At 72.1% G+C, this 222-nt stretch carries 1 protein-coding gene; it reads right to left on the bottom strand.

What is annotated here, in order from left to right; translation table 11 throughout:
* Positions 1–222: AAA family ATPase (locus tag Q1A87_RS24075; RefSeq protein ID WP_299657466.1), on the bottom strand; the 222-nt coding region annotated here is incomplete at both ends.

Below are 222 nucleotides of genomic sequence, written 5' to 3'. Positions count from 1 at the left end.
GATCCGCGCATCGAGCATCGCCGCCTCGTCCACTACCACAAGCGTGCGCGCGTCCCAGGAGGCATGCCCGTTCTTCATCCGGAACAGTTCGGAATGCACCGTCGCCGCCCGGCCCTCCCCTTGGCCGAACCCGTCCGCCTTCAGATCCTGCGCCACCGCGTTGGTCGGCGCGAGCCCCACCACGGCGTAGCCGGCCGCCGCGTGCGCGTCGCGGATCGCGCC

The organism is uncultured Jannaschia sp. (assembly GCF_947494055.1).
Classification (GTDB): domain Bacteria; phylum Pseudomonadota; class Alphaproteobacteria; order Rhodobacterales; family Rhodobacteraceae; genus Jannaschia.
This window is presented reverse-complemented; position numbering and strand designations above follow the sequence as displayed.